General features: G+C 71.6%; 18 protein-coding genes. 14 read left to right on the top strand and 4 right to left on the bottom strand.

Features of this window, described 5'->3' with window-relative positions; all coding sequences use genetic code 11:
* Positions 1-192: 192 nt before the first annotated feature.
* From GGD89_RS12645 to GGD89_RS12670, 6 genes are all read left to right on the top strand, one after another.
* Positions 193-3,723, top strand: coding sequence for an FAD-dependent oxidoreductase (locus GGD89_RS12645; protein ID WP_184045793.1), 3,531 nt, complete (start codon positions 193-195; stop codon positions 3,721-3,723).
* Positions 3,724-4,113: 390 nt separating this feature from the next.
* Positions 4,114-5,334, top strand: a complete 1,221-nt coding sequence (locus tag GGD89_RS12650; RefSeq protein WP_184045795.1) for an ABC transporter substrate-binding protein — start codon at positions 4,114-4,116, stop codon at positions 5,332-5,334.
* 31 nt (positions 5,335-5,365) lie between these two features.
* Positions 5,366-6,028, top strand: coding sequence for a cob(I)yrinic acid a,c-diamide adenosyltransferase (gene cobO, locus GGD89_RS12655; protein ID WP_184045797.1), 663 nt, complete (start codon positions 5,366-5,368; stop codon positions 6,026-6,028).
* 122 nt (positions 6,029-6,150) lie between these two features.
* Complete coding sequence (locus GGD89_RS12660) at positions 6,151-7,203, top strand: lipid-binding SYLF domain-containing protein (RefSeq protein ID WP_184045799.1); 1,053 nt, start codon at positions 6,151-6,153, stop codon at positions 7,201-7,203.
* 229 nt (positions 7,204-7,432) lie between these two features.
* Entirely contained in the window at positions 7,433-8,476 is a 1,044-nt protein-coding gene (locus GGD89_RS12665; RefSeq protein WP_184045801.1) for a glycosyltransferase, read from the top strand.
* Positions 8,469-9,464, top strand: coding sequence for a glycosyltransferase (locus GGD89_RS12670; RefSeq protein ID WP_184045803.1), 996 nt, complete (start codon positions 8,469-8,471; stop codon positions 9,462-9,464). The genes GGD89_RS12665 and GGD89_RS12670 overlap by 8 nt, the downstream gene beginning before the upstream one ends.
* 13 nt (positions 9,465-9,477) lie before the next feature.
* Here GGD89_RS12670 and GGD89_RS12675 read toward each other — a convergent pair whose 3' ends face one another.
* The gene (locus GGD89_RS12675; RefSeq protein WP_246423089.1) at positions 9,478-10,968 is read right to left on the bottom strand and encodes a cobyric acid synthase; all 1,491 of its coding nucleotides are present in this window, start codon (positions 10,966-10,968) and stop codon (positions 9,478-9,480) included.
* Between the two features lie 259 nt (positions 10,969-11,227).
* On the opposite strand from GGD89_RS12675, the gene GGD89_RS20395 reads away from it, so the two are divergent.
* From GGD89_RS20395 to GGD89_RS12710, 7 genes are all read left to right on the top strand, one after another.
* Positions 11,228-13,630, top strand: coding sequence for a UDP-N-acetylglucosamine--peptide N-acetylglucosaminyltransferase SPINDLY family protein (locus GGD89_RS20395; RefSeq protein ID WP_184045805.1), 2,403 nt, complete (start codon positions 11,228-11,230; stop codon positions 13,628-13,630).
* A gap of 149 nt (positions 13,631-13,779) precedes the next feature.
* Positions 13,780-14,034: an accessory factor UbiK family protein gene (locus GGD89_RS12685; protein WP_184045807.1), complete on the top strand. Its 255-nt coding sequence runs from the start codon at positions 13,780-13,782 to the stop codon at positions 14,032-14,034.
* 480 nt (positions 14,035-14,514) lie between these two features.
* Positions 14,515-15,015, top strand: coding sequence for a type III secretion system chaperone family protein (locus GGD89_RS12690; protein ID WP_184045809.1), 501 nt, complete (start codon positions 14,515-14,517; stop codon positions 15,013-15,015).
* Between the two features lie 151 nt (positions 15,016-15,166).
* Positions 15,167-15,934, top strand: coding sequence for a pyrroline-5-carboxylate reductase (gene proC / locus GGD89_RS12695; RefSeq protein ID WP_246423094.1), 768 nt, complete (start codon positions 15,167-15,169; stop codon positions 15,932-15,934).
* Between the two features lie 520 nt (positions 15,935-16,454).
* The gene (locus GGD89_RS12700; protein ID WP_184045814.1) at positions 16,455-17,183 is read left to right on the top strand and encodes a hypothetical protein; all 729 of its coding nucleotides are present in this window, start codon (positions 16,455-16,457) and stop codon (positions 17,181-17,183) included.
* A gap of 210 nt (positions 17,184-17,393) precedes the next feature.
* Positions 17,394-18,215, top strand: coding sequence for a nucleoside triphosphate pyrophosphohydrolase (mazG, locus tag GGD89_RS12705; RefSeq protein WP_184045816.1), 822 nt, complete (start codon positions 17,394-17,396; stop codon positions 18,213-18,215).
* A 66-nt stretch (positions 18,216-18,281) separates the two neighbouring features.
* A complete protein-coding gene (locus GGD89_RS12710) occupies positions 18,282-18,965 on the top strand; it encodes a hypothetical protein (RefSeq protein ID WP_184045818.1) in 684 nt (227 codons plus the stop codon).
* 124 nt (positions 18,966-19,089) lie between these two features.
* On the opposite strand, the gene GGD89_RS12715 is transcribed toward GGD89_RS12710, so the two are convergent.
* Entirely contained in the window at positions 19,090-19,470 is a 381-nt protein-coding gene (locus tag GGD89_RS12715; RefSeq protein ID WP_184045820.1) for a GcrA family cell cycle regulator, read from the bottom strand.
* Positions 19,471-20,231: 761 nt separating this feature from the next.
* Between GGD89_RS12715 and GGD89_RS12720 the strand changes: the two genes are divergently transcribed.
* Complete coding sequence (locus GGD89_RS12720; protein WP_184045822.1) at positions 20,232-20,744, top strand: bacteriohemerythrin; 513 nt, start codon at positions 20,232-20,234, stop codon at positions 20,742-20,744.
* A 17-nt stretch (positions 20,745-20,761) separates the two neighbouring features.
* Here GGD89_RS12720 and maiA read toward each other — a convergent pair whose 3' ends face one another.
* On the bottom strand, positions 20,762-21,409 hold the full coding sequence (maiA, locus tag GGD89_RS12725; RefSeq protein WP_184045824.1) for a maleylacetoacetate isomerase: 648 nt from the start codon (positions 21,407-21,409) through the stop codon (positions 20,762-20,764).
* A complete protein-coding gene (locus GGD89_RS12730; protein ID WP_184045826.1) occupies positions 21,406-22,440 on the bottom strand; it encodes a hypothetical protein in 1,035 nt (344 codons plus the stop codon). Before GGD89_RS12730 ends, maiA begins: the two co-directional genes overlap by 4 nt.
* Between the last annotated feature and the right edge of the window lie 3 nt (positions 22,441-22,443).

Below are 22,443 nucleotides of genomic sequence, written 5' to 3' on the forward strand. Positions count from 1 at the left end.
CTGTGGCAGAACTCCGGCGGTGATGGGTCGGTCGAGGATCGGGCATCGGCCCTTGTCACGCCTCGCGCGACCGACCACATCCGCCCTACCCGGCCGCCGATCGCCCCGCCGCCGATCGCCCCCGCCGCGCCGCGTCGGTTTGCTGGCCCGATGTGCTCGTATGCCTCTGACCTGAATCTGGAAACCCACTCCATGGACGACCGTCTTTCCTCCGCCCCCGCCGCGTCGACCGTCGCGGCGGCGCAGTTGGCTCTTGGCTTCGGCATCGCCTTCGAGGACCTGTACGACAAGACGGGTCTGGGCCGGGTGGACGCGGCCTTCCTGGAACACCTGCGTGGCGCCGATCCCGCCCTGACGGAGCAGTTGATCGACGCCCGCCGGGATCCCGACGCGCTGGACGCCAAGGCCGAGTCCGCGCTGATCCTGGCCGCGGCGCCCCATCTTCAGGACTTCCTGGGCCTGCTGTTCGGCATCGGCGCCGAGATCCGCGCCAAGGCCACGGAGCACCATGACCTCGCCGTGCTGTTCGCCTGCAAGCGGTTGTTCGTGCAGCGCCTCGCCTTCAAGAAGATCAAGCCCGACGCGGCCGCCACCCTGGACGGCCCGGCGCTGGAGGCCGACCTGTCGGCCCACCTTGGCGGCCCGGTGACCGAACACCGGTTCGCGGATCAGGTCATGGCCTGGATGGAGGACGAGGCGGCCCATGCCGACGCCCTGGACCTGGCCCGCCGCTACGCCGCCTGGGCCGGCCTGACGCCCGCCGGACACGCCCGGTTCCCGGACGGCGTGCTGTTCCGCCAGCCGGGCAAGAACGATCCCATGGCGCTGATCCCGCTGGCGACCGACGACGCCGGCCCCCTGCCCCGGGTGCGGCTGCCCCAGGATCACCTGCGCCGCCGCGAGGGCTTCGACCTCACCGATCCGGGCGCCGATCTGGTCCACGGGCTGGACGAGGCGCATTACTGCATCTTCTGCCACCACCAGGACAACGACGCCTGCTCCCACGGGCTGAAGGACCGCAAGACCGGCGCCATCCAGGTCAACGCCCTGGGCCGCGAGACTCTGGGCTGTCCGCTGGAGGAAAAGATCAGTGAGATGAACGAGGCCGAGACCAGGGGCGTCTTCGTGGGCGCGCTCGGCATCGTCACCATCGACAACCCGCTGTGCGCCGGCACCGGCCACCGCATCTGCAACGACTGCATGGTCGCCTGCATCTACCAGAACCAGAAGCGCGACCCGGTGAACATCCCCCAGGCCGAGACCCGGGTGCTGAAGGATGTGCTGGCGTTGCCCTGGGGCTTCGAGGTCTACAGCCTGCTCACCCGCTGGAACCCGTTGAACCTGCGCCGGCCGCTACCGCGCCCGGACACGGGCAAGCGGGTGCTGGTGGTCGGGCTGGGGCCGGCCGGGTACTCGCTGGCCCATCACCTGATGAACGACGGCCACGACGTGGTGGCCATCGACGGCCTGAAGATCGAGCCCATGAACCCGTCCGTGTCGGGCGTGGACATCGTCGGCCACCGGGTTCCCTTCCAGCCCGTGCACGATATCGAGGTCCTGCGCGAGCCCCTGGGCAGCCGCGTCATGGGCGGGTTCGGCGGGGTGGCCGAGTACGGCATCACCGTGCGCTGGGACAAGAACTTCCTGACCCTCATCCGCCTGCTGCTGGAACGGCGGGCGGAGTTCGCCATGATCGGCGGCGTGCGCTACGGCAGCGCCTTGGCGCCCGAGGATGCCTTCGCCCTCGGCTTCGACCACGTCGCCCTGTGCATGGGTGCCGGCAAGCCCACCCTGGTGCCCATGGAGAACGGCCTGGCCCGGGGCGTGCGGCAGGCGTCCGACTTCCTGATGGCCTTGCAACTCACCGGCGCGGCGCGGTCGGACAGCGTCGCCAACCTCCAGGTGCGCCTGCCGGTGGTGGTGATCGGCGGCGGCCTGACCGCCGTGGATGCCTGCACCGAGGCCCTGGCCTACTACCCGATCCAGGTGGAAAAGCTGCTGGCGCGCCACGACATCCTGGTAGCCGAACGCGGCGAGGACGCCGTGCGCGCCGCCTGGACCGAGGAAGACCGCGCCATCGTCGACGAGATGCTGGGCCACGCCCGGGCCATCCGCGCCGAGCGCGCGGCGGCCGTGATCGAGGGCCGCGCCCCGCGCATCCGGGAACTGCTGGACGCCTGGGGCGGCTCGGGCATCGTCTACCGCCGCCGCCTGACCGACTCCCCGGCCTACCGCAACAACCACGAGGAGGTGGACAAGGCCCTTCAGGAAGGCATCTTCATCGCCGAACTGTGGAGCCCGGTCCGTGTCGACCTGGACCGCTTCGGCCATGCGGAAGCCCTGCTGCTGGAACACCGGGAGACGGGCGAGCAGCGCACCATCCCGGCGCGCACCATCATCGTCGCGGCGGGCACCGTGCCCAACACCACCCTCGCCCGCGAGTATCCCGGGTCGTTCGCCCTGGACGGCCGGTTCTTCCAGGCGGTGAACGAGGACGGCCAGCCGGTCAGCCCGGAGCGGCGCTCCAAGCCGGTCAACGCCGACGTTCTGATGGCCGTCCACGAGGACGGCACCTCCATGAGCTTCCTGGGCGACCTGCATCCGTCCTTCGCCGGCAACGTGGTGACGGCCTTCGGCTCGGCCTTGCGGGCCTATCCGGTCATCAGCCGCGCCCTGGCCCGCCGCCCGGCCGTCCGGCGGGACTCCCGCGACGCCCTGTTCGCGCGCCTCAACGCCGACCTGCGCCCGACGGTACACACGGTGCGGCGCCTGACGCCGACCATCGTCGAGGTGGTGGTCAAGGCGCCGCTCGCCGCGCGCCGCTTCCAGCCCGGCCAGTTCTATCGCCTGCAGAACTTCGAGCGGCTGGCCCCGCGCGTCGACGGGACCCTTCTGGCCATGGAGGGGCTGGCGCTGACCGGCGCCTGGGTGGACCGCGACGCCGGCCTGCTGTCGATGATCGTGCTGGAGATGGGGGGATCCTCCGACCTGTGCGCGCTGCTCAAGCCCGGCGAGCCGGTGGTGGTGATGGGCCCGACCGGCACCCCCACCGAGACCCCCGCCGACGAAACCGTCCTGCTGGTGGGCGGCGGGCTGGGCAACGCCGTGCTGTTCTCCATCGGCAAGGCGTTGCGGGAGGCGGGGTCCAGGGTTCTGTACTTCGCGGGCTACAAGGCGCTCCGCGACCGCTTCAAGGTCGCCGAGATCCACGAGGCCGCCGACGCCATCGTCTGGTGCTGCGACGAGGCGCCGGGCTTTGTCCCCGAACGCCCGCAGGACCGGACCTTCGTGGGGAACATCGTGCAGGCCATGGTCGCCTACGGCAACGGCATGCTGGGCGAGACCACGCTGTCGCTGGGCGACGTGGACCGGGTGATCGTCATCGGCTCCGACCGCATGATGCAGGCCGTGGGCCGGGCGCGCCACGAGGTGCTGGCCCCGGTGCTCAAGGCCGCGCACACCGGCATCGCCTCGATCAACAGCCCCATGCAATGCATGATGAAGGAAATCTGTGCCCAGTGCCTGCAACCGCATGTGGACCCCAAGACCGGCACGCCGTCGGTGGTGTTCACCTGCTTCAATCAGGACCAGGACCTGGACACCGTGGACTTCGCCGCGCTGCATGAGCGTCTGGGTCAGAACGCCGCGCAGGAAAAGCTGACCAAGGCCTGGATCGACCATTGCCTGCGCACGCTGGGCGCGCGGGGCGTGGCCGCCGAGTAGTCCCGTCCGACGGCCAACCATGACAGTGTGTGTCGGACGGACGGCGCCACGGCGCCGGCGCCGCGATATGGCGTATGCCTTTATTCCATTGGCGGATGAGTGTTACTCATCCGTCCTGGGACGCGATGCAGGCGCCCCAACTCACAAGGACGGGCACCACGACGCGGAGCCTGGACCGTATCGGTCATGGTCGATGACCGTTGGTATGATGTCCGTGCCTCCGACGGTTTCGGGGTACGGATGTCCAGAACGACCCCGCCGAGGCCGGGCACCGTCGGCCGGCGGACGCGGGGCTCTTGACGGGCGTGGGCCTCGGGCCGCCATACCGGTATGGCTCGACCGACCCTGTATCGCGCGCCCGGTGTCTCAAGCCAGGGGGGTTCCGTTCCCATGCGACACCCGTTGCGTTCCATCCCGACGCTGGCCATCGTTCGGTGGGTCGGCGTCATCGCGGTCATGGCTGTGGGCCTGGCCGGTCCCCTCACCCGGGCGCACGCCCAGGACTCGAGCGCCCGCGTGCTTGTCGGCGACATCACCACCACCGGGCGGATCGGCGAGCCGGCCCTGTCCTACCAGCGGGGTCGAGACCTCGCCCTGGGCTTCATTTCCATGGCCGGGGGCGTCATGGGCCACCGTCCGATCGAGGTGGTGAGCATTGATCCGCAGGGCGATCCGGCGGCGGCGGCCCGGGCGGTGGAAGACCTGAAGGACCAGGGCGCGGTGCTGTTCATGGGCGGCATGGTGGCCGACGTCACCCTCGCCGCCGCCCGCGCCGCCGGCGACACGCCGTTCCTGGCGGTCGACGCCCGCCTGCCCTCCGCCATGGTCGAGCAACAGCCCAACCTGTTCCAGCTCGGCCCCTCCGCCGAGGCCCTGGGGCGCGCCCTGGCCTCCGAGGTGGCCGCCAGCCCGGCGACCCACTGGGGCGTGGTGGCCCAGGACGACTACTTCGGGCGGGCGCTGGCCCATGCCTTCTGGAATGCCCTGACCCGCGCGCGCCCCGACATCACCCTGGCCATGGAGCACTACGTGCCCACCCTGTCCGGCGATGTCGGCCCCGCGCTCGACGCGATGCGCGCCGGTCAGCCGCATGGCCTGCTGGTGGGCCTGCGCGACGGCGACCTCGTGGCCTTCGTCGAGGGCGCCACCGCCCAGGGCCTGCTGGGGAGCCTGGTGGTGGCGGCCCCGCAGATGGGCAGCGCCGACCTGATGGCGGCGCTGCGCGGGCGGGTGCCGCAAGGCTGGGTGACCACCGGCTACCCCTGCTGCGCCTTCGGCGGCCAGCCGCACCGGTCCTTCGTGCGCAGCTACGAGCGCTCCTACCCCCAGGCGGGCATGCCCACCCTGGGTGCCCTCTACGGCTATACGGCGATGACCACCCTGGCCACGGCCCTGGAGCGCGCCTGGTCGGACGACCCTGGCGACATCGCCGAGGAACTGCGCCGCATGACCATGACGACGCCGGTGGCCACCATCCGCTTCGACGGCGCCACGCGACAGTCGAGCCTGCCGCTGTGGGTCGGCGGCCTCGCCGCCGACGGCCGGGGCGAGGGCAGCTTCACCGATGGACGGCGCCTGAACCCCGTCACCCTGACCCGCGAGGGCCGCTGACGCGCCGGCCCCGCTCGAGGAGAGAGCCCCCATGACCGAGCCCGCCGCCCCCAAGCCCCCCCTCGAAACTCCCGCCGAAGCCGCCGAGTCTTCCGAAAGCACCGATGACCGCCACGCGGCCAAGATGCGCAAGAAGAAGGCCGCGCGCGATCGCATGATGGCCGGCAAGGACGGCCAGAAGGGGGTGTTGCTGGTCCACACCGGTCCGGGCAAGGGCAAGACCACGGCGTCCCTGGGGATGGTGCTGCGCTGCATCGGCCACGGCATGCCGGTGGGCATCGTCCAGTTCATCAAGGGGGCCATGGACACGGCCGAGCGCCGGGTGCTGGAGGGGTTTCCCGATCTGGTCACCATTCGCGCCATGGGCGAGGGCTTCACCTGGGAAACCCAGGACCGCGCCCGGGACGTCGCCGCCGCCGAGCAGGCGTGGGACGTGGCACGCGGCATGCTCGCCGACCCCAAATTCGCCATGGTCGTGCTTGATGAACTGAACGTGGTGTTGCGATATGGCTACCTGCCGCTCGACCGCGTGCTGGAGGCCATCGCCGATCGGCCGCCGATGCAGCATGTGGTGGTCACCGGCCGCAACGCCGCCGAGCCCATGATCGAGGCCGCCGACCTGGTGACCGAGATGAAGCTCGTCAAGCATCCCTTCCGCAGCGGCGTGAAAGGCCAGAAGGGCCTGGAGTACTGATCCCGGCGGCGGACGACACGGACTCGCTCGCCCCGCGGCACCAGCCCGCGCCACTCGCCCCCGTTCGCTCGTGTTGGCCCTTGTCCGGCGCCTGTCGCCGTCGAACCGCAGGAGACCCGCCCTTGGTCCTCGCCAGGACACGCCGTTCCCGTCCCGCGACGTCCGCCGTCGCGCTCGCCGCCGTCCTGACCCTGGCCGGCGCCGCACCCGCCCTGTCGCAAACCTCGGGAACGGGCACGCCCGTCCCCCTGGTCCCGCCCCCCAACCAGAGCTGGGGACCGGCCCCCGGAGAAGCTCAGGGAGAAGCTCAGGGAGAAGCCCAGGGAGGGCTGCGGCCCGACGAACGTCAGGGCACCGCGCCCGGAGCCTGGACGCCCGCCCCAACGCCGGAGCCGACGCCCGCGCCGGCCGCCACCCCGAACACCACGCACCTGCCCGAGCCCGGCGTGCCGTCCATGCCGCCGCCCCGGGTCGTGACCGGCCCCGGGTCCGGCGCCGCCGCCAGTCCCGCCGCCGGTCCCACCGTCAGCCACGGCAGCACCGATCCGCAATGGGTCGAGGCCCTGGCCGAAGCCCGTGGCACCGTCGCCGACGCCACGGCGACGGTCAGCCGGTTGCGCACCGACAGCGGCTTCAAGGTGGAGCTCAACGACCTGCTGACCCGGGCGCGGGCGGTCCTGATCGTGCCCAGCTTCTTCAAGGCCGGGTTCGTGGTGGGCGGCGCCTACGGATCGGCGGTTCTGCTGGTGCGCGACGACCAGGGCTCGTTCTCCGACCCCTCGTTCCACACCGTCAGCGCCGGCAGCGTCGGCCTCCAGATCGGCGCCCAGGAGAACGAACTGATCCTGCTGATCATGACCGAAGCGGGCCTTCAGGCGCTGCTGCGCGACCGCTTCAAGCTGGAGGCCGGGGCCAGCCTGACGTTCGGGACCATCGGCGGCGGGCTGTCCACCGGCAGCACCACCGACATCAACCAGGACATCATCGCCTTTTCGCACAGTCGCGGCCTGTTCGGCGGCGGGGCGCTGGAAGGCGCGGCCATCGAACCCCGGCAGGACCGCAACACCGCGTTCTACGACTCGCCGCAGGCCACGCCCGAGGCCATCGTGCTGGAGCGGCGCTTCACCAATCCCGCCTCCGAGCCCCTGAAGGACGCCTTGCTGGCGACGTTCTGACACCAACGGTCATTGAGAGTGACCGTTGCAGTCCGTGGCCGGCCCACTCCCCCACCCGACCACCCCAAGTACACTGCCGTGGGTGGCCGGGTGGGGGAGTGGGCCGGGGCCGCCCTGGCACCGCTTTGCGGTGCCAAGATCTGGACCATCCGGGCGCCTGCAAGGCGCCCGGGAGCGGATGAGTCACACTCATCCGCTCCGCCGTTCCTCGCGTTCCGACAGGTGATCCGTGGCGCCGTCCAATCCCGATCCCGAGGTGAGCGTCCTTGTGGTGTCCCATGACAGTGCCGCCCTGGCGACACGGGCCCTGGACCACCTGGCGGCGCAGACCTGGACGGCGTTCGAGGTCGTGGTGGTGGAAAACGGCCCGGGCGGGGCCGCCTGGGCGCGGGCTCAGGCGGCGACGCGGCCGTTTCCCGTGACGGTGCTGGAGCCCGGCCACAACCTGGGCTTCGCCGCCGGCAACAACCTCGCCGCCCGGCACGCGCGCGGCCGCTGGCTGGCGTTGCTCAACCCCGATGCCTTTCCCGAACCCGGCTGGCTGGCGGCGCTGATGGCCGCCGCCCGGCGCTTTCCGTCGGGCACGGCCTTCGGTTCGGTCCAGGTGGACGCCGCCGACCCCGCGCGGCTGGACGGCATCGGCGATTGCTGGTGCCCGGCCGGACTCGCCTGGCGTGGCGGCTACAAGGGGGACCGCGCGACCCTGGCGCCCGCGACCGATCTGGGGGTGTTCGGCCCCTGCGCCGCCGCCGCCCTGTGGGCGCGGACCGATTTCGAGGCCCTGGGCGGCTTCGAGGACCGCTTCTTCTGCTATGGCGAGGACGTGGACCTCGCCCTGCGGCACCGGTTGCGAGGCGGGTGCTGCGTGACCGTTGCCGCCGCCATCGTCCGCCACCTGGGCAGCGGCACCACGTCGCGCCACGGGGCGTTCGGCATCTATCACGATCGGCGCAACATGCTGTGGGTGTTCACGCGCACCACCCCGACCGCCTGGCTCCTGCCGCTGCTGCCCCTGCATGCGCTGGGGCATCTGGCCATGCTGGCCCGCGCCGCGCGTCACGGCGCGGCCGGCGCGGCCTGGCGCGGGCTGCGCGACGGCCTCGCCGGCCTTTGGGGCCCCACCGGCGTGCTCGCCCAGCGCCGGGCGATCCAGCGCACGCGCCGTGTGCCCCTGGGGACCCTGGCGCGCGCGCTGACCTGGAACCCGGCACGGCTGCTGACCCGTGCGCCCAAGCACTGGCCTCCGGCGAGCGAGGGCACCGCGCATGACTGAGCCCTGGCCGACCCCGCCAGCGCCCGCGCCGGCGCCGGCGCTGCGATGCCCGGACGCGTCCCTGCACCCGACCCTCGGGACGGTGGCGGCGGTGGTGGTCACCTACCATGCCGACGCCGCCGGCATCGGTGACCGGCTGGCCCGGCTGGCCGCGCAGGTGGACGCGGTGGTGGTGGTGGATAACGGCTCCGGCCCCGACACCGTGGCCGCGTTGCGGGCGGCGGCGGAGGCCCTGCCGGCGGTCTCGCTGGTTCTCAATCCCGACAACCAGGGGCTGGCGGCGGCCCAGAACCAGGGCATGGCGGCGGCGCTGGCGGCCGGCTTCGCCTGGCTGCTGCTGATGGATGACGACAGCACCCCGGCGCCGGACATGGTGGCCGCGCTGGCGCGGGTGGAGGCGGCGCACCCGGGCGCCTTCGGCCTGCTGGCGCCACGCCTGCGCTATCCCGACAGTGGGCGCGTGCCCGGTTTCCTCACCGCCCATGGACGCGGCCTGTGGCCGCGCAAGCGACCGGCTCCCGAGTCCGGGATCCTGGCGGACCCGGTGTTCGTCATCGCCTCGGGCTCGCTGATCCGCGCCGAGGCGGTCCGCGCCGTGGGGCCGATGCGCGCCGATTTCTTTATCGACTATCTGGACGTGGAGTACTGCTTCCGCCTGACGGCCGCCGGTGTCCGGCTGGCGGTGGTGGGCGACGCGGTGCTCGATCACGCGCTGGGCCGCCAGACCGCGCACCGGGTGCTGGGGCGCACCGTGTGGTGCAGCAACCACGCGCCGTTCCGCTGCCGCGCCATGGCCCGCAACCGCCTGCGGCTATGGCGCGCCTGGGGGCGCCGTCACCCGGGCTGGATGGCGCAGGACTTGCTGGCCCTGGTGGTCCAGCTCTGGCGGGTGCTGGCGCTGGAGGACGACGGCCGCGCCAAGGCGACGGCGATCCTGCGCGGCCTGCGCGAGGGCCTGGCCTCCCCCCCGGCGTCCGCAGCCAGGTAAGGCGGCCCCCGCCTCAGGTGTCCGGCGTCGCGGTCCGGGCGATGCGCGCCAGGGCATCCAGGTCCACCACACCGGCCACGGTATCGGCCAGGGCGTCCAGGGCGGACTCGACCCGGGCCTCGAAGGCCGATCCCTCGGCGCGGCCCGGCCGCAGCAGCGCCAGCAGCGCCCGGCGCGTCTCGTCCCGGTGCAGCAGGCCATGCAGGTAGCAGCCCAGCACCCGGCCGTCATGGCTGGCCGCGCCCACGGCCGCCAGCCCCGCCGGCCCGGCCGGCCAGGGACGGCCCGTGTCCGGCCCCTCGGTGACGCCCATGTGCATCTCGTAGCCCAACGGACCCTCGCGCAGGGTCTTGCGCCGGCCGATGGTCGTCTCGACGTCCAGCAACCCCAGCCCGGGTGCCTCGCCGGGTGGTCCCTCGATGCCCTCGGGGTCGCGCACCACGCGGCCGAGCATCTGGTAGCCGGCGCACAGGCCCAGCACCGCCCCGCCGCGCCGCCAGTGGGCCATCAGGTCGATGTCCCAGCCCTGCGTCCGGAGGAACGCGAGATCCGCCAGCGTCGCCTTGGACCCTGGCAGAATCACGAGGTCCAGATCCCCCGGCAGCGCCCGCCCCGGGGCGACGAAGGTCAGCGACACGTCCGGCTCGGCGGACAGCGGGTCGAGATCGTCGAAGTTGGCGATGCGCGACAGACGAAGGACACCCACCTTGACCGGCCGCTCGGCCGCCGGCCCGGCGGTCGCCGGACGCTCCAGGGCCACGGCGTCCTCGGCCGGCAGATCGGCGGCGCGCGCGACCCAGGGGACGATGCCCAGGCAGGGCAGACCGGTACGGTCGCGCAAGATGTCCACCGCCGGGGTGAACAGGCTGGGATCGCCCCGGAACTTGTTGATGACGTAGCCCTTCAGAAGCGCCCGGTCCTCGGCTGGCAACAACGCCCAGGTGCCCACCAGCGAGCCGATCACGCCGCCCCGGTCGATATCGCCCACCAGCACCACCGGCGTTCCGGTGGCCACGGCGAAGCCCATGTTGGCGATGTCGCCGGCCCGCAAGTTCACTTCGCTGGCGCTGCCCGCGCCCTCCACCACGACGATGTCGGCCTCGGCGCGCAACCGGGCGAAGCTGTCCAGCACCGCCGGCAACAGGGTCGGCTTAAGCCCCTGGTAGTCCCGGGCGCCGGCATTGCCCCGCACCCGGCCCTGCACCACCACCTGGCTGCCCACGTCGGTCTGGGGCTTGAGCAGCACCGGGTTCATGTGCACGGACGGCGCCACCCCGCAGGCGCGCGCCTGCAAGGCCTGGGCGCGGCCGATCTCGCCACCCTCCCGGGTGACGGCGGCATTGTTGGACATGTTCTGCGGCTTGAACGGGCGCACGGTCAGGCCCCGCCGGGTCAACGCCCGGGCCAGCCCGGCCACCAGCAGCGACTTTCCCACGTCGGAGCCGGTGCCTTGCAGCATCAGCGCGGCGGCGGGGCGTCGCCCGCGAAGGTCTTCGAGGGTCATGGGGTGGCATCATGCCCGCGTGACGCGGGATTGCAACGGGCCTGTTGCCGGCGACGGCACGGGACACCGGGGGCACGCCGGACCCGCCCTGTGATCCCGGTCGCAAACCACCCCGGGGCGGACGTGGTATGGACCGTCGTTTGACCCGCCGCGACCGGCGAGCAACAATACCTGGACTTTCCTTCGGGTCGTCCGGCGCGCCACCCACGCAAAGCGCCGCGCCCACCCTCCCTGACCGGTTGCCCGACAACGGACCCCCATGCCCGATCCTCTCGCCTCCGCGCGGACGCGCACCCCGGCCTCCACCACCTCGGCGCCGTCGTCCCGCGCGCTGCTCGTGGAGGGCCTGCGCCGGCACAAGGCGGGACAGGTCCGCGAGGCGCTGGCGCTCTATCGGCGGGCCGTCATCCTGGATCCCGGACTCACCGATGGCTGGCACATGCTGGGCGCCGCGTCGTTGCAGCAAGGCGACGCGGAGGCGGCGCTCGCACCGCTGGAGCGCAGCCGCCATCTGGCACCGCGCGACGCCTTGCTTCAGGCCAATCTGGCCCACGCGTGGCGCGCGCTGGGATGTCATGCCGAGGCCGCCGCCGCCCTGGCGACGGCCATCGCGCTGGACCCGGCGCGCGCCGAACCCTGGCAGGACCTGGGGCTGATGGCCGCCGAACGGGGCCTGCGTCACGACGCCGAACGGTGCCTGGCCCATGCCGCCCATCTGCGTCCCGAGCCCGGCGCCCTGGTCCGCCACGCCAACGCCCTGCTGGCGCTGGGGCGACGCGACCGGGCCGAGAACCGCCTGGGTATCGCCCTGCGCCTGACCCCGGATCACCTGGGGGCACGCCTGGCCCGGGCCGGAGCCCGCCGGGCGCTGGGCGATATCGATGGCGCGCTCGCCGATGCCCGCGCGGCGGTGGCGCTGAGCCCCAACGCGCCCGGCCCGGCCGGCGCCCTCGGCACCGCGCATCTTCACGGCGGACGGCTGCCCGAGGCCATTCGCTGGCGGGGCCGCGCCGCCCGGCTGGCCCCGGCGAAGGGAACCTCCTGGCTGGACCTGGGACAGGCCGCCATCGCCGTGGGCCCGGGCGAGTCGGCGGCCACGGCCCTGAAACGCGCGGTGGCCGCCGATCCGGCCCTGCCGGCCGCCTACGACGCGTTGGCCGAGGTCCGCCGGCGCCAGGGCCAGTGGGCGGCGGCCCGGCGGCTGCTCGACTGGCGGCTGCGGCTGGCGCCGGACCCGGCGGTCAGCCTGCGCCGCGCCCTGCACCTGCCCGTCATGCCTGAGTCCGAGGCCGCCCTGGACGCCGCCCACGAGCGCCTGCTGGCCGACCTGGACGCGCTGGAGACCGACGCGACCCCGCGCGGTCCGAACGCCGATCCCCTGGCCGCGCTGGCCGTCTCGCCCGATGCCCTGGAGGGCCACGGCCGGGACACCGCCGCCGTCATGAGCCGCGTGGCCCAGGTGGCGCGCGGCCTGTGTCCCGGGCTGACGCATACGGCGCGCCTGGCGGCCGCGCCTCTGGCCGATGCCCCGTTGCGTCTGGTCGTGCTGCTGCCGCCCGAGGACCCCGCGCCCCAGGACAGCCTGGCCCCCCTGGCGGCCCGCCTGAGCCCGGATCTGGCGGCACGCCCCGACCTGTCGGTCACCGTGCTGCGCCCGCCGGGCGCGCCCTCGATCATCGCCACGGACCCGGCGTCGGCGGCCGGCGCGACCACGCCGCTGCCCGCCGACCTGGACCAGGCCCGGGCGATGATCGCCGACCTGCGGCCCGACGGCCTGCTGGCGGTCGACCCGATGGCGTCGCCGTTGACGTGGGCGCTGGTGTTCGGGCGCCTGGCGCCGGTGCAGGCCATGATCCTCGGCCGCCCGGCCACCAGCGGCATCGCCACCCTGGACTATGTGCTGACCGCCGCCGCGTGGCACGACGCCGAGGCCCAGCGGCGGCACACGGAACGGCTCATCCGCCTGCGGGGCCTGCCCCTGCGCCTGCCGTCGGCCCCGCCCCATGCCAGCCTCCGCCGCGCCGACCTGGGCCTGCCCCCCCCGGGCGAGGCGCGCCTGTATCTGGCGCTCGCCGATCCGGGACGGTTCCCCCCCCTCCATGACCGGGCCTGGGTCGACTTGCTGCGACGGGACACCCGCGGGGTCCTGATGCTGCCCGGGGGGCCGCACCGATCGCTGGCCCAAAGGCTGCTGGACCGCTGGCGGCGCCTTGAGGGCGGACCGGCCGTCCTGGACCGGGTGCGGGTGCTGCCGTCGCTGCGCCGGCCGCACCTGCTGGGCGTGGCCCGCCTGGCCGATGCCGTGCTGGACGCCCCCGGGGCGGGAGCGGGCGCCACGGTGATGGAAGCGATGACCCTGGGCGTGCCGGCCGTCACCTTGGCCGGGTCGCCGCCGGGCACGGGCGTCGTCGCCGGGCTGTACCGGCACTGGGGCATCACCGACCTCGTGGCCCGCGATCCCGTGCATTTCGTCAACCTGGCGCTGCGGCTCGCCCGGCACGAGGACTGGCGGCGCGAGATCGGCGCCCGGCTGGCCCAGGCCGCCCTGGATCCGGACGCGGGCGCGGCCGTCGCCGCCGAGATCGCCCTGTTCTTCCGCGTCGCCCGCGAGGCCGCCGCCGAGGGGCGTCGTCTGACCGCCTGGCCCGGCGACGATGCCTAGCGCACTTTCGATCCGTCCGGACCACCGCGCGGCCGACGCGCGCGGTTGCCAGGATGTCCGGCCCGGCCCATATTCCCGGCATCGTCGCGCCCCCGGGCGCGCAAACATGACGCCATGCGAACCCCAGCACCGACGGAAGGAGACCCATCATGTCGAACGGCGGACCGAAGATTCTCGACGATCTCGGCCGTGTCGCCGGGGGCGCCCTGGGGGCGCTGGGCGGACTGCGCAGCGAGATCGAGGAACTGGTGCGGCAGCGCGTGGAGCGGACCGCCCACGATCTGAATCTGGTCACCCGCGAGGAATTCGAGGCCGTGCACGAGATGGCCGCCGAGGCCCGCGCGGAAAACGAGCGCCTGGCCGCCCGCCTCGCCGCCCTGGAAGCCGCCCGGGACAACACGTGATCGTCCCCCATGTCACAGGCCATGTCAGGGGCCGTGTCGCGGACCCCGAGGTCCGGTCACGCGCCATGACGAAGCCCCCCTCGCGCGGCCGGCAAGACCCCGATCGAACCGGGGAATAGGCCGTTTGCTCGACTTGCATCCACCCCCTGAACCCTGCTAACCGGAGGCCACGGGTGGGCATGGCGTGTCACGATCGTTTCACGCCGCCCGCCCAGACCCGGACCTTGCACTCACGCGGGTCCTTTGACATGGTGTTCTGGTGGCCGGAGTAAGCAGTGGACCCCATATGTTGACGTCGGTCCGTTGGTGCGCGGTCGTCCGTGGGGCCGCGATACCACCGAGGACGATGGCGCGGATGATGAACCGTGGCGGTCCCATCCCGGACCTCAGGCCAAGGCGAATCGGCGACCAAAGGGTACGGCCCTCGCCGTCGCAGCGCGCGCGCGACCGCAGCAACCCCGTCCACCATGGGAGGGCGCGATGACCATCACGGCGATCCGGGCCGATTCGAAGACCGCCAACCCGCTCGACCTCATCGAACAGTTCCTGTCGGTCAAGGAGTGGGTGTTCGACCGTCGCGGCGAGGACGAGATGGTCGTGGAGGTTCCCAGCCAATGGTGCAACCTGGGTCTGTTCCTGGCCTGGTCCGAGGAACTGGGCGCCCTGCACCTGTCCTGTGCCTTCGACATGCGCGTGCCGGAAGGACGCCGCGCCGCCGTCTTCGAGTTGCTCGCGCACCTGAACGAACGCATGTGGCTGGGCCATTTCGCGCTGTGGACCGAGGAAGGCGCGCCCATGTTCCGCCACACCGTGCTGTTGGGCGAGCGCCGCATCGCCGCCGACGAGGCGCGGGAGTTGATGGACATCGCCATCGGCGAGTGCGACCGCTTCTATCCCGCCTTCCAGTTCGTCATCTGGGGCGGCAAGAGCCCCGCCGAGGCCATCGCCGCCGCGCTTCTGGATACCGCCGGCGAGGCATGAGACCATGACCGTTCCACCCGTGACGTCGTCGCCAGAGACGCCCCCGGAGGTGCTCCCCACGGCGCCCCCCTCCGAGACCGGCACGCCGGACGGCGCGCTCGACCGCGCGGCCCTGGGCGCGGCCCGCGTGTGGCTGGTGGGCGCCGGCAAGATGGGCGGCGCCCTGCTGACCGGGTGGTTGCGGCGCGGCCTGCCGCCGGCCCACCTCACCGTCATCGATCCGGCCGCGCCGACGCCGGCCGGGGGCGTGCGGGGGGTGCCCGACACCGCCGCGCTGGCCGACGCCCCGGCGCCCGACGTGGTGGTGCTGGCCGTCAAGCCCCAGCTCATGGATCAGGTCCTGCCCGCCTACCGGTCCCTGGGCGGCACGGCCACGGTGTTCCTGTCGGTGGCCGCCGGCAAGCGCATCGCCAGCGTCGAACGGATCCTGGGGCCGGAAACCCCGGTGGTGCGAACCATCCCCAACACCCCCGCCGCCGTGCATCGCGGCATGACCGTGGCCTGCGCCAACGACCGGGTGACCCCGCTGGGACGGGCGCTGTGCGAGGCGCTGTTGCGCGCCGTCGGGGACGTCGCCTGGGTCGAGGACGAAGATCTGATCGACGCCGTCACCGCCGTTTCCGGCAGCGGCCCGGCCTATGTCTTCCTGCTGGCCGAGTGCCTGGCCGAGGCCGGCGCCCAGGCGGGCCTGCCGCCCGGCCTGGCGGCCCGCCTGGCGCGGGCCACCGTCGCCGGAGCCGGCGCCCTAATGGACCACGCCACCGAGGATCCGGCGACCCTGCGGCGCAATGTGACCAGCCCGAACGGCACCACGGCCGCCGCCCTGTCCGTTCTGATGGACGAGACGCGGGGATTGCCGCCCCTGATGACGGACGCCGTCGCGGCCGCCACACAGCGGTCGCGCGCCCTGGCCGGGTAACGGAGTCTCCGCCGGGGACGGCGTCCGAGGCGTCTTGCGGACCGCCGCGACCGAGGGCCGGTGACGGCGTCTACGCGGCGACCTCGAAAAAAACGCATCGCAAGAGAAAGTCCCGATTTCTTTCGCGGACATCTCCTCGCGCCGCTGCCGTGAGCCCTGGGACCCGCACCCTATGAAGCGTAGGTTCGGGGGGCCTAACACACCATGTTGTGGGTGGAACCGCGCTCCCACGGTTCCGGCACCGCCCACACCGCAAAGCAGATCAAGGCTCCTCGAGGATTAAGGTGTGATGGTCGCCACAAACATCAAGGCAAACGGGTGGTAACCTCAGGAGCGTGCACGGATGGAGTCGGTTTTGGTTTCCGTTGGCACAAAGGTGTGGTTTACTTTTCATTAAATTGATCATTCATGCGCTCGGGTAGCGCTTGCACAGTCCTTGCCGGGCTCGATCGGGAGAGTCTCGCGGGAGATCCGCCGCAGAAGCGGCGGTCACTTGTGCGGGAGTGACGGAGAAGACGTCATGACTGTTTCTGGGTTGCCTCAATCGACCGCGCCGGTCTTACCCATCGATCCCGCCACGGCGGGACGCGGTGTCGGCGCGCGTCGCTCCCTTCTCGACCAGGGCGCCAGCGGAGCGGCGGGTCTCGCGTCGTTCCGACGTCTTGATCTGACGACCCAGACGCCTCCGCCCCCAACGCCGGCCGCCCAGACGCCGACACCGTCCACCGTCGGACGGACGGGCCCGGAGGCCCGCCCACGGCCCGACATCGCGGCGGGAGACCGACCCCGCGAGGACCGGGCGAGCCCCGACGCCCGCGAGGCGGCGACGGCGGCGCCCGGCACGACCCAGGGATCGAGCGGCCGGGGATCCAGCCTGCTGGACACCCTGCGGACGGGCCGCGTCTCGCTGCTGTCCGGTGCTCTCGGTTTCCTCGCGCAGTTGTTCGGCCAGAAGGCCGGCGCCGCCGCGCCGACGGCCGGGGCGGGCCGCGCGGACGCCGGCACCGCGACCACCCAGGCCGCCGATGTGTCCCGGGCCGTCTCGGCCGTCACAGACGACGGCGCCACCGACGCCGCCGAACGGATACCCCCGCCCTCGCGACTGGAAACCCGGACCGGCGTGGGAACCTACGACCTTGTGAACCGGCTGGTCGGTGCCTCCAGCGATACCCGCCGCGACGGCCGGATCGAACTCACGCTGTCCCTGCCGTTCGGACCGGTCTCCACGTCCATCGATCAGGTCGCCTGACATCCGCACCGGACGAGCATGACTCCGCCGGCCATCGCCGGGTCCGATGCCTCAGACTCACGGACAGACACCGCGCCTCTCGTCTCTCGCCGGTGGCTCTCCTCACGGCGGCGCCGGCATCGCGCCGGTCGCCCGACACCCGACGTCCGATCCGCTGTCGGGCGGTGCCGGGATCTTGCGCCCCCGCACGGAAGCGGCTACGCCAGGGCCATGACACACGATCCCGAGTCCATCGCCCGTCCCATCGACCGCCTTCTGGCCATCATGGCGCGCCTGCGCGATCCCCAGGGCGGGTGCCCCTGGGATGTGGAGCAGACCTTCGCCACCGTCGCCCCGCACACCATCGAGGAAGCCTATGAAGTCGCCGACGCCATCGAGCGCGACGACATGGCCGACCTGCGGGACGAGTTGGGCGATCTGCTTCTTCAGGTCGTGTTCCACGCCCGCATGGCCGAGGAAGCCGCCCTGTTCGACTTCGACGCCGTGGCGACGGCCATCGCCGACAAGCTGGTCCGGCGTCACCCCCATGTGTTCGACGCCGATGGGGTCGGCACCGTCAGCGTGATCGACGCGGCCGAACAGACGGAGTCCTGGGAAGCACAGAAAACCCGCGAGCGTGCCGAGAAGGCCCATCACGGCGTCCTTGACGGCCTGACCGTGGGCCTTCCGGCGACCACCCGCGCGCAGAAGATGGGAAACAGGGTGGCCCGTGTCGGCTTCGACTGGCCCGACCCCACCCGCCTGCTGGACAAGGTGCAGGAAGAACTGGACGAGGTGCGGGCCGAGGTCAACGCCGGCGCCGGGCAGGCGCGACTGGTCGACGAGGTCGGCGACCTGATGTTTACCTGCGTCCAGCTCGCCCGTAAGCTGAATGTGGATGCGGAGTCGGCACTCCGCCACACCAACAGAAAGTTCGAACGCCGGTTTCGCTATCTGGAAGAGCGACTGGACGCCGCCGGCCGCGACACCGACGACGCCTCCCTGGAGGAGATGGAACAGCTATGGCAACAGGCCAAGACGGTGGTCGGCTAGAGCAAATCCCGAGCGATCCGAACCGGATCGCGACGACGATTTGCTTGAATATCAGAGTGATAGAGCATGGTGCGTGAGCCCAGGATCACGCACCATGCGCTCACGGCCCCGCGCGGACGTCCCGGACCTGCACGATGGGGCCGCCGGGCGCGCGCGTGGTGGCGGATCCTCGTCACCGGACTGATCCTTCTGCCGCTGGTCGCCAGTTGCTACGTCCCCGACGACTTCCTGGTCGAGGTTCGCGTCAACCGCCAGGGCGATTTCGGCATCACCTACTCCGGCACCCTGACCTGGGCGCCGTTGTGGGCCGACATCCGCAAGGGGGCGCTGTCGCCCGACGAGATCGCCGAGAAGGTGGAGAACATCCGGCGCGACCTGGAACGCTATCCGGAGTTCAGCACGGTAGAACACGAGGGCGCGGGGCGCTTCCGCGTGTTCTACGAAACCACCGGACACGTGGACGGCGACGAAAGCTTCTACTTCCTGCGCGGTAATGCCCGCATCATCGCCATCCTGTCGCGCGAGGACGGCTTGCTCGTGGTGCGCACCCACGCCATCACCGACGACAACCGCCAGCGGCTCCAGGCCGTCGGCATGGACATGCGCGGCAAGATGCGGGTGGCCACCGACCGTCCGGTGCTGAGCCACAACGCCCAGGCCCGGGCCGACGGCCCGCAGGGCTTCGTCTATTACGACTGGGTGATCCGCAGCCTGAACGACCCGGCCCCGCGCATCGTCATGGCGCGATAGGCATCCATGGCACGACAGGCGGGCATGGCTCGACAGGCGGACATCATCGGGCCGCCCGCGCACCGCCGCGTCCTCCACGGCCCCCAGGCGGCACGCATCCCAGACCCTTGGCCGACCCGTGATCCTACGCCGCGTCGTCGTCCTTGCTGGAGCGGCTGGAGGAGTTCACGTAGGCCACGGCCGCGTGTTCCGGACAGTAGGGCTTGGTGGGGATGGCCGGCTTGCCGCAGAAGTGGAAGCCGGGCTCCTTCGGGTCGCCCACGGGCCAGCGGCAGGTGTGCGCCGACAGGTCGATCACCGAACTGATGCGGCTGTCCTGTTTGGGTTGCTTCTGCTTGACCCGCTTGATCGGCGATGGACGGCCCTTCAGCCCCAGCCGGTGCGCCTTGCCCACCACCGCGTTCTTGGAGACGCCCAGCGCCTTGCCGATCTCACCCGTGGTCAGGCCCTCGCTCCACAGCCGTCTCAGGTCCTGCACCCGTTCATCGGTCCAAACGACACTCATACCGCACCTTTCTTGCCGCGGCGCCCGCGAAGCAGGCGCGCCCTGACCATCGGCGCCACCGGCGCCGTCGGCACCACGGCCCGCGCCGATGATGCCGGACACCATCACAAGGGGCGCGTCTCTCACGCGGCTCGCCACGTGGGCCGAGTCGCCGGGACACCGCCAACCGGATAAGGGTCTCAGAATAACATCGCCCGGCGACTTCGCCCAATGCCAACGTCGGGGCCGGATGTCGGGGCGTGTCCCCCGCATGCCCCGGGACTCCCACGATCCGCAGACTCGGGAATGACCCCAAAAAAAAGGGGCCGCGCTTTAGCACGGCCCAAGTTTAGGGAGGAAACGTCCAAGATACACAACACGGCTTCGCGGAGCGAAGGGACCCCGTGCTGCAGTGCAAAAGATGGCCGATGACCGGCCTCCTGTAAAGCACCAAATTCAAAATGCCTCAGAGCGTTGCGAAAATGCCGCATCGCACCATCATACACCGTGTCCGTCATCCCGCGAATCCAGAACGGGTTCCTTGCCCGACACGCCCACTGTGACAATCAGCACAACCCCTGCTCGGGCCGGCCCAGCTTCACCCGTGCTCTTCGAGTCCCTGGTTTCCTGGACGGTCAAACCAATGTATCCAGAGGACCATTCCTTGCGGATCGCCGCATTGCGGATTCGCAACGCGATGTCCGCCGGGACTGGGTCACACAGAGTCACGGTCCCGCGTGCGGATCGGTCGCTTGGGGACGGGGACAGAATGGGGGCGCGACATGGCGCTGATCGAATGGAAAGAGCGGATGAGCGTGGGGGTCGAGGCCCTCGACAACGATCACCGCAAGCTGATCGGGCTGCTGAACCAGCTGCATGACGTCATGCGGAGTGAGCGGTCGGACGAAACGCCCTCGCAAATCGTGCGAGAGCTGGTGAAATACACGGAATACCACTTCGATTGCGAGGAACGGTTGATGCGGCTGAGCCGCTATCCGGACTATGAAGCACACGTGCGCATTCATCGCGACCTGAAGCGGCGCCTTGTCAGCTTTGAACAGAAGCTCCTGTCCGTCCCCGAGTCGGAGGCCTTGATCCTGCCGCTGTTCGACTTCCTGTCGGACTGGCTGATGCGCCACATCCTGCGCGAGGACATGAAGTACCGCCCCTACCTGACGCGCGCCACGCCCACCGCGTCGGCCCCAACCACGGACACCCCGGCGAAGGACACTCCGGCGAAGGACACCAAGGACACGACGGCGCCGCCGCCAACCGCGCCGTCCACGAGCCCCTGAGGTCCGGTCGAAACGGCCTATTCGGCGTCGGACTGTCGCTCCGGCGCCGCCGCCTGGACCGCCGGCAGGGCCTGACAGGCGGCATCGATGCGCAGGATCGTGTCCAGGCCGGACAGATCGCAGCCGAAGCGACGGGCGTTGTAGAGCTGCGGCACCAGGCAGCAATCGGCCACCGTCGGCGTATCGCCGTGGCAGAATCGGCCGGTCTCGGGCGCGTCCGCCAGCAGTCGCTCCACGCTCCGCAATCCGTCTTCCACCCAATGCCGGTTCCACCGTCCCAGGGCCTCGTCATCCATCGCCAGGGGCCCCGTCAGGTACTGCCGCACGCGCAGGTTCTGGAGCGGGTGGATCTCGCAGGCGATGGCCTGGGCGAGGGCCCGCACCCGCGCCCGTCCCAGGGCATCGGCCGGCAGCAGGGGGGGATCCGGATACGTCTCCTCCAGGTACTCGATGATCGCCAGCGACTGGATCACCAGGCCGCCGCCGTCGAGGTCGAGCACCGGCACCAGCCCTTGCGGATGGCGTGCCAGATGGGCGGCGCCGCGATGCTCGCCGCCGTTCCGCGCCAGATGCACCGGCACCATCTCGCAGGACAACGCCTTCAGGGTCAGGGCCATGCGCACCCGCATCGCCGCCGAGGACCGCCAGTAGGTATACAGCTTCATGATGTCCGTCGATGTTCAGAGGTCGGGTCCGGGAGGTCGGGCGGCTCGGGCGGGTGCCGGTCCCGCAGCGCGGCGACAACCGTCTCCAGCACGTCCCGACCGACGACCCGGATCACACTGAGGCCGAGCACCTGGACGCGGACCCAGTCGTCCATGTCCCGCGCGTCCAGCGAGGCGATCAGCCGCGCCAGCGCCTGCTGCTGCTCCGGATCGACATCCTCGGCGATCGCCAGGCAATACACCACCACGGTCCGGCTGACCGTCTGAAAGTCGAGGCCCTCCAGAAGCCGCCGGACGATGGCCGCCCGCGCCACGGCCTCGCGGCCGGCGTGGGCGTCTCGGTCGCTCTCGTCGGGTTCGGTCGCGTCGGGCGACAGGCCGGCCTTGAGATTGGTCACGGCCTTGTCGAGCACATCCCGGCCGACAATGTTCATGAGAACCAAGCCCAGGGTCTGCACCTTGATGGTGTCGTCGACATCGTCGTTCCGCAGGCTCTGAAGCGCCTTGGCGATCGCGTGCTGCTCCGCCGGGCCGACGTTCTGCATCAGCGCGAAACAGTGCGGCGCCAGACCCAGGCGTGCCTTGTCGAAGTCGAGCCCGTCCATAACCCGCGCGATGTAGACCGAGCGCCGCACGGCAAGAAGCCGGTCCACCGCCCGATCGGCCGCGCCACTGATCGCCTGCAACACGAAGCTGGGTCCGACGGGCACGTCGACGTCGTTGGCCCGCAGGGTCAGCAGGGAGCTTCGCAGGAACGCCATGGCGGACAGGCCGGCGATCAGAACGTTCGCGGCCCGGCCCGGAATGTCGGTACCGGCCGACAACTCCGGCGGCAGCCAGCGCGTGAGGACGAACAACGCCATCAGCGACGCCACGGCGTTGACCGAGACGTACAGCGCCGCCGGAATGTTGCGAAGCGCCGCCAGCGGCGCCGCCCGATAGCGCCCGACCAGTTCGGCCACCCCAACCAGGGCACCGAGGACCGCCACCGCGATCCACTCCCATAACGCCGGGTCCGGTGCGGTCTCCATGCG

The organism is Roseospira visakhapatnamensis (assembly GCF_014197915.1).
In the GTDB taxonomy this organism is placed as follows: Bacteria; Pseudomonadota; Alphaproteobacteria; order Rhodospirillales; family Rhodospirillaceae; genus Rhodospira; species Rhodospira visakhapatnamensis.

Bases quoted from the DNA above. Each gene is read 5' to 3' on its own strand.
- GGD89_RS12645 (WP_184045793.1), top strand. From the start codon at position 193: ATGGACGACCGTCTTTCCTCCGCCCCCGCCGCGTCGACCGTCGCGGCG.
- GGD89_RS12650 (WP_184045795.1), top strand. From the start codon at position 4,114: ATGCGACACCCGTTGCGTTCCATCCCGACGCTGGCCATCGTTCGGTGG.
- cobO (WP_184045797.1), top strand. From the start codon at position 5,366: ATGACCGAGCCCGCCGCCCCCAAGCCCCCCCTCGAAACTCCCGCCGAA.
- GGD89_RS12670 (WP_184045803.1), top strand. From the start codon at position 8,469: ATGACTGAGCCCTGGCCGACCCCGCCAGCGCCCGCGCCGGCGCCGGCG.
- GGD89_RS12675 (WP_246423089.1), bottom strand. From the start codon at position 10,968: ATGACCCTCGAAGACCTTCGCGGGCGACGCCCCGCCGCCGCGCTGATG.
- GGD89_RS20395 (WP_184045805.1), top strand. From the start codon at position 11,228: ATGCCCGATCCTCTCGCCTCCGCGCGGACGCGCACCCCGGCCTCCACC.
- GGD89_RS12685 (WP_184045807.1), top strand. From the start codon at position 13,780: ATGTCGAACGGCGGACCGAAGATTCTCGACGATCTCGGCCGTGTCGCC.
- GGD89_RS12690 (WP_184045809.1), top strand. From the start codon at position 14,515: ATGACCATCACGGCGATCCGGGCCGATTCGAAGACCGCCAACCCGCTC.
- proC (WP_246423094.1), top strand. From the start codon at position 15,167: ATGGGCGGCGCCCTGCTGACCGGGTGGTTGCGGCGCGGCCTGCCGCCG.
- GGD89_RS12700 (WP_184045814.1), top strand. From the start codon at position 16,455: ATGACTGTTTCTGGGTTGCCTCAATCGACCGCGCCGGTCTTACCCATC.
- mazG (WP_184045816.1), top strand. From the start codon at position 17,394: ATGACACACGATCCCGAGTCCATCGCCCGTCCCATCGACCGCCTTCTG.
- GGD89_RS12710 (WP_184045818.1), top strand. From the start codon at position 18,282: ATGGTGCGTGAGCCCAGGATCACGCACCATGCGCTCACGGCCCCGCGC.
- GGD89_RS12715 (WP_184045820.1), bottom strand. From the start codon at position 19,470: ATGAGTGTCGTTTGGACCGATGAACGGGTGCAGGACCTGAGACGGCTG.
- GGD89_RS12720 (WP_184045822.1), top strand. From the start codon at position 20,232: ATGGCGCTGATCGAATGGAAAGAGCGGATGAGCGTGGGGGTCGAGGCC.
- maiA (WP_184045824.1), bottom strand. From the start codon at position 21,409: ATGAAGCTGTATACCTACTGGCGGTCCTCGGCGGCGATGCGGGTGCGC.
- GGD89_RS12730 (WP_184045826.1), bottom strand. From the start codon at position 22,440: ATGGAGACCGCACCGGACCCGGCGTTATGGGAGTGGATCGCGGTGGCG.